Consider the following 4,131-nt stretch of genomic DNA (forward strand, 5'->3'; position numbering starts at 1 on the left):
CGCCGCGAACCTCCACGACAGCCAAGCCCTCATCCCGCTGGTCCGCGGCATCCCACCCATCCGCTCCCGTCGCGGCCGCCGACGCCGACGGCCCGGCCACTACGACTACCCGCACCTGCGGCGCTGGCTGTCCTCCCGTAGCATCCAGCACCGCATCGCCCGCAAGGGCATCGAGTCCTCCCACCGGCTGGGCCGACACCGCTGGGTCGTGGAACGAACGGTGTCCTGGATATCGGGCTGCCGACGACTCCACCGCCGCTACGAGCGCAAGCCCGAACACTTCCTCGCCTTCACAGCCATCGCCGCCACGCCACCCTCATGTGCCACCGCAGGCTCACCAACTGAAATGGCGTCTTATTCAGCGCTCAGAGCGAAGCCGACTTAGCCGGGATCGCAAACAGGCACTGAGGTGGTGGGGCTCGTCGTGAAGGTCTGCGGGCGCGCCGTCGGGCATCGTGACAGCAGTCGCCCGGGAGGGGCGGTCGTGACCGGCGTCGATGAGCGCGGGCCGGGGTGGAGGCCAGCTTGTTTTGAGGGGTGCATCCAGGCGGCGACGAGGCCGGTGTAGAACCGCTCGCCGGGTACGGATCCCGGGTTCTTGCTGGCGTCGTAGAGGGTGACGTTGGTGAAGGTCGCTGAGGCGGAAGCATTGAGGTTTTTGTAGAAGACAAGCTTGCCGCGGCCGAAGCCGACGAACAGCCAGAAGACCCCAAGTGCGGCGGTGTTCTGGAGCAGGGAGCGGATCTGGGCTTTGTCCCAGGGCTCGTCGCCGACCTACAGCTGGAGTACTCAGCCGCGGATGTGCATGCGGATCAGTGGGCCCACATTCGCGGTAACTGCTTCATCTCCGCCCGCGTCTTCAATCGAGGACAGCTGCCCCCGATCAGCTGCTCTCCTTGCGCCCGCTGTCGCAGAACTGCCACACGGCTTCGCCTATCTGCATCCTTTTGTGGTCACTCGCCGTCCAGTAGCCGTGCCACGATCCCGGCGGATGCTTTCAATGCCGGATCCAGGGGGGCATCGGTGAGCATCGTGCACAGTTGCTGGTGCAGGCGGACGGAGAGGTGACCGGTGCGGGTGATCTCTTCCTCGGCCTTGGCAAGCAGGCGCTGCAGCCGATGAATGGGCGTGGCGGCTGTCCTGCGCGTCAGGTGGGTGCGCAGTTCGCTGACCGCGCACAAGGCAGCCTCGGCGGCTTCATCCCGGCCTGCGCCAGGACGCCAGCGGCTGCTAGCCGGCGGGGCGGCGGGGGCGTGGTCGCCGACCGCACCAGGCAGCCGGGCCGCCGTATCGCTGTCGGGCTGGTGGGGCGGATCGAGTGGTTTCAGCGTGAGGTCGGCATTCCATGCGATGAACCGGACACGGGCCCCTGGTGGGTGCGTGGGGCCGGTGGGTGGGTCGTCGGTCTCGGGCCAGCCGGTGTCCTCGCTGTCGGCCATCCACGCGCGCAGTGCGCGCTTGCGCTGCTGGAGACTGCCCGGGTTGATGTCGAGCACGCATTCGGCATCTTGCAGGAGATGTGTGATCGTCTCGTCGTCCGTGCGGTCGTGCTCAGTGTCGCTCACAGCTGCTCCTCCCCTCGCACGCTGGCGGGCTCGGTAATGGGTCGTGGGCGGCTGACCGCGTGCCGCAGCGCTGCGCGGGCCAGGGCAATGTGCTTGCGCACCCCCGAGGGCTCGATCCCCAGCAGTATGCTGATCTGCGCCGTGGAGCGCTGTTCAACGAAGTACAAGAGGGCCACCTGCCGGCGCCGCTCGGGAAAGCCACGGATCACCATCCAGCAGCGCTCGAGTGTGTCCCGGGCCAGGATGACGTCGGCCGGATCCCGCGGCGGGCTGGTGTACTGGCGGGCCAGCTCGGCATCCAGACGGCTCAACCGCTGCGCCCTGCGAAGATCGTCGATCCACAGGTTGCGGCATACGCGACGCAGCCAGGCCCGGTGTCTGCCAGCCTCTCCTTTCCGGGCCATGCAGAACACACTCGCGGCAGTGAGGGCTGCCCACTGCTTCGCCACCGCCATGAACACCCGCTGGACCAGGTCCTCCGCGGCTGGCTGAGCGCCGCCGGTCAGGACCATGGCATAGCGCAGTAACGGCATCGCTTCGTAGTCCCACAGCTGGGACACCTCATCGGCTGTCTGCTTGGAGATCCGCCGACTCGTCACTGTGACCCCCTTTCGTGATCGCCGCCCCCAGATGGACTGTCATCGCTGGCCCGCCCATGCCCCGCTGCTGCACCACCACCGTGCCGGGAGGTGCATGCGACAACAGCGCCACCAACGTGGCCCGGCGGGCGCGTTCCGCCAGCCACGCCCATCCAGCCACCACCGCCATGACCACACACACGCCCGGCCAGATCGGCCAGGGCCCCGCCGAGAACAGCCCGCCTACCAAGCGCCCTACGACAACCGTCATGCCCTTGAATCGAGCGAGAGCTGCCAACCGCTGCCATCGCAGCCCACATTCTTCGAGCCCGCCCGCCACCAGCCCCGTCGCTGCCTCCATGGATGACCCCCGCCAGCCGGGGGGGGGCAGAAGAACGAGGCCGCGGCAGGCGGGCTTGGCTCCCCCTCGGTGGCTCTGTCCGTTCGGATCCATCGCAGCCGGTCGAGGCTGCCCTGTCCGCGCGGGATACGGCCTCGCCTGTGCAGCAGCTGGCTGCGCCCGCAAGGCCTCTTGTCCTGACACGAACAAGCCGCCCGGCACGATCTGTCTCTGTGTGTCCAGCGCATTGGCCTCCTGACGTCCGACGGCGGGAGGTGGGGCGCCTGGCTGGGAACTCATAGGGGCGCCTTCTCACGGCGGGGCGGTGGCGCTCATGCCCCGGTCGGCATGGGGGCGGCCGCCTTCGGACAGTGGCCACGCTGCCTACCCAGACGGCTCTCGAGACTCTCGTTGCCGTGCAGCAATGCACAGGCGCAAGCGCGTCGCTGGCGTGAGGCGGCCTTTTGCGCGTCGTTGTCTCGTGTCACTCTGCGATCACCGGCAGGATGGGGGCACTCGGGATGATTCGCTATGTGGCCGCGTTACCGGCCAAGCGTGGAGATGTGCGCGGCTTTCAGGACCTGGCGCCGGACGCCAGCGAGCAGATGGCTGTGCTGTGGACGGTGCCGGTGCTGCGTGCCCGCACCAGCGACGCCGTCTACGCGTGAGCGCATCAAGCACCTCACCCAGGCCGGCAACCGGCTGCAGGCCACGGGGACTTCGCACCGCTGCTGGATCGACACCCAGCACGTGGAAGAAGACCCGGGCATGGTGGCCAGTGCGCTGTGGGGCGCCTTTGGGCTGTTCACCACCGCCGCGCCCGTCACCGGCCCCTTCCGCCCGCCGGGCCGGCAGGTGCTGGCCGACGAGCTCGCCCAGTCCACCGGCAATGGACTCGCGCTACGCGTTGAAAGGGCACACACGCCCACCGACGTGGCCCTCGAATCGGTGGAGCAGCTCCTTGCCCGGCTGAAAACCGAACCGGAAGCGATGGACCTGCTGCTCGATGTGGGCGCACTGGATGAGCCCGAGCAGGCCCTTCATTGGGCGGTACAGGCCACATCGTTGCTGGGCGCGCTGCGGCCCTGGCGCACCCTCGTGCTGCTTTCCGGCGCCTTTCCCGCCTCCCTGCAAGGGCTGGAGCGCGATGGCGTCAGTCTGCTCCCCCGCCGCGAGTTGACGCTGTGGCAAAAGGTCGGCGCACGCTCGGGGATGGGTGAGCGGCTGGTGTTTGGGGACTACTCGATCGTCCACCCCGGCAAACCCGCACAGCAGACCACCGGCCCAGTGACGATCCTGGGCCGGGTGTTGTACTCCACGGCCGAGGACTATCTGATTGTCAAGGGGCGCAGTTTGGCCGTCTACGGCTCCGCACAGATGCCCGCTCTCGTCTCCCGCCTCACCCACGATCCTCGTTTCCGTGGACGAGCCTTCAGCGAAGGGGAACGGTATCTCGCCGACTGTGCCGCTGGGCAGGAGGTGGCCGGCCCTCCGGAGCGCTTCATCCGGGCCGGCCACACCCAACACCTCACCCAGACCCTGAACCAGCTGAGCTAGGCCGTTTCCTTTGGATCACCTCGCCGACCAGATGAAGATGGCGGCGAGGTGGAGTCCCGCGAGGTAGACGGTCGCGGTCTTGTCGTAGCGG

The 4,131-nt window shown here is 68.1% G+C and carries 4 protein-coding genes and 1 pseudogene; 3 read left to right on the forward strand and 2 right to left on the reverse strand.

Going from position 1 to position 4,131, the window contains the following annotated elements; genetic code table 11:
- Window positions 1-345 (forward strand): annotated as a pseudogene (locus ACWDAG_RS47585) (transposase); the annotation flags it as partial.
- Between the two features lie 608 nt (window positions 346-953).
- Here the strand turns inward: ACWDAG_RS47585 and ACWDAG_RS47590 are convergent.
- Both ACWDAG_RS47590 and ACWDAG_RS47595 read right to left on the reverse strand, forming a co-directional pair.
- Entirely contained in the window at window positions 954-1,565 is a 612-nt protein-coding gene (locus ACWDAG_RS47590; protein ID WP_450701842.1) for a hypothetical protein, read from the reverse strand.
- Window positions 1,562-2,164 (reverse strand): RNA polymerase sigma factor, encoded by a 603-nt coding sequence (locus ACWDAG_RS47595; RefSeq protein ID WP_450701843.1) that lies wholly within the window; start codon window positions 2,162-2,164, stop codon window positions 1,562-1,564. Before ACWDAG_RS47595 ends, ACWDAG_RS47590 begins: the two co-directional genes overlap by 4 nt.
- Before the next feature lie 852 nt (window positions 2,165-3,016).
- On the opposite strand from ACWDAG_RS47595, the gene ACWDAG_RS47600 reads away from it, so the two are divergent.
- Window positions 3,017-3,151, forward strand: coding sequence for a hypothetical protein (locus tag ACWDAG_RS47600; protein WP_450701844.1), 135 nt, complete (start codon window positions 3,017-3,019; stop codon window positions 3,149-3,151).
- Window positions 3,120-4,040 (forward strand): beta family protein, encoded by a 921-nt coding sequence (locus ACWDAG_RS47605; protein WP_450701845.1) that lies wholly within the window; start codon window positions 3,120-3,122, stop codon window positions 4,038-4,040. Before ACWDAG_RS47600 ends, ACWDAG_RS47605 begins: the two co-directional genes overlap by 32 nt.
- The last annotated feature ends 91 nt before the right edge of the window (window positions 4,041-4,131 follow it).

This window comes from Streptomyces sp. NPDC001157, assembly GCF_053598255.1.